Origin of the sequence: Paenibacillus ihuae (genome assembly GCF_001368795.1) — a bacterium.
GTDB lineage: Bacteria > Bacillota > Bacilli > Paenibacillales > Paenibacillaceae > Paenibacillus_AQ > Paenibacillus_AQ ihuae.
The window spans coordinates 610575-612495 of sequence record NZ_LN831199.1; the positions used below are offsets into that span (position 1 = coordinate 610575).

At 45.9% G+C, this 1921-nt stretch carries 2 protein-coding genes; both read right to left on the bottom strand.

All coding sequences use genetic code 11. The annotated features are described in order from the left end of the window. The coding region (locus tag AQR02_RS22420) for a CBS domain-containing protein (protein ID WP_054942630.1) at window positions 1-406 on the bottom strand (406 nt) is incomplete at its 3' end. A gap of 180 nt (window positions 407-586) precedes the next feature. Further along, a complete protein-coding gene (locus AQR02_RS22425; RefSeq protein ID WP_054942631.1) occupies window positions 587-1627 on the bottom strand; it encodes an LCP family protein in 1041 nt (346 codons plus the stop codon). Window positions 1628-1921 lie beyond the last annotated feature (294 nt).

A 1921-nucleotide genomic window follows, 5' to 3' on the forward strand; every position in this document is an offset into this window, starting at 1 on the left:
GCCGGGAGACGACCTTCTCACAATATTCAATGATTTGACTCCGGCGGACAATACCGATGAACCGGTTCATGTCATCAACCACCGGCACAAAGTTCTGCACTTTAGCCAGGTTGATCAGATCTTCCATATCCGCATCGATTGAGACCGGCAGATTATTCATCCGCAGCGGTACATCCTTCAGCAAATATTTTGAAGCATTCTCGAAGGTAACCGTCCCGCCCGAATCCTTCATGTACCAGAGCAGATCTCCTTCTGTCACCGTACCGGCATATTCTCCGTTGCGGTTCAGAATCGGTACAGCGGTATAGCGGTGAAACTCCATCCGTTCCAAGGTCTGGCGCAGTGTTGAATCCAAGGTAACACAGGCCACTTCTTGTTTCGGAAGTAAAAAAAACGCAATATTCATCTCTTGATCCTCCTCAAAGAGTTCCGAAGGAATTAACCCTGCTATTAGGGCACCCGTAGTAATACGCTTCACCCAGCAATTAGTTCCACTCCATTATACCATGAAGACAGGAAGCAGCAGCCACTAACATTACACATGGCTGCTGCATTCTTACTCTTATGGTATATGCTAAGGGCTAAATTACTGTGCTGCTGCCGTAGCCGAAGGCTCCAGTGCATTTTCAGCTTTGCCCGGTTCGATCAGCTGACTTACCGGAGTGCCCGCATTCATCCAGTTGTCGATCATCGCCTGGGCTTCGCTCAAATCCTCATCATCGACGACATCATAATAAACGCCATCAATCCGCTTGCCCTCACCCATAACCGTAAAGCTGGAGATATCCATATCCCTGCCGCCCATAAACTTCTTGGCGAGACTGATAATGGTGGATGGCTCCAGGTCGGTCTTGAAGTTTTCGCCCATAATATCCAGCAGCTCAGGTATTTTACCAATTTGGCTGATCGATAACATTTTATTCGCTACTACATCAATAAAGACCTGCTGACGTTTCGTCCGGTTAAAATCACTGTCTTCACGGTAGCGTGTATAGTTGAGTGCTTCTTCACCGCTATAATTCGATTTACCACCTTCGATGGTGAACTTCTCATGATCGGCGCCTTTGTTCACAATATCCTTTTTGATGGGCAACGGAACACCGCCGATGGCATCGACCGCATCCTTTAGACCCTGGAAATTGATCGTTGCATAATATTGAATGTCATGGCCGAGCAGCGCTTCCAGTGTATCTTTAGCCATCTGCTGACCGCCGAAAGCATACGCATGGGTTATTTTATCCTTTTTATTGTCCTTGTGCCCGATGATTTCTGTATACGTATCGCGGGGGATGGAGATCAGCAGAATTTTGTAATCCTCCGGACGGATAACAGCATAGATCATCGTATCCGAACGTGCTGTCTCATTCGCACGCTGGTCTGTTCCCAGCAGCATTAAGGAGAATGGATCGCTTTTGTAGACAACGGGTTCCGCCTGTACAGTGGACGTGCTGTCCTTAACCAGCGGCTCATACGACTCTTCTGCCAGTTTGGACTCCACCCGGTCGGCCAGGAAAAGATCAAAGGCCAGTACAGAAAGCGGCTTTTGAAACAAAAAACCTCCGGCGAGAAGCACTACAACGGCTATAAGGGCTATATACCTTTTTTTAAACTTATTTTTTTCATAAATGGGTTCCTTCTTTTTGTTGGAATATACAGAATAAATAAATGATTGCTTGCGATCTATTTACAATGCCTGCCTGCCACTTACCAGGCACTCATATCTGAATTTCTCTAGGCCGTCTTGCTTGCCCTATTCGGTCTTATTGTCCCCCCTTTCAGGAATCAGGGTCATTCTAATTGTAGAATAAACCTGGAAAACTGCTTTGACACAAACAATATTTCTATTGTAATCACTTGTGCCTTAAAAAGAAATAACAAAAAACGACATTAATTGTGTGTTAGCTGCCGGTAATTACTTAAG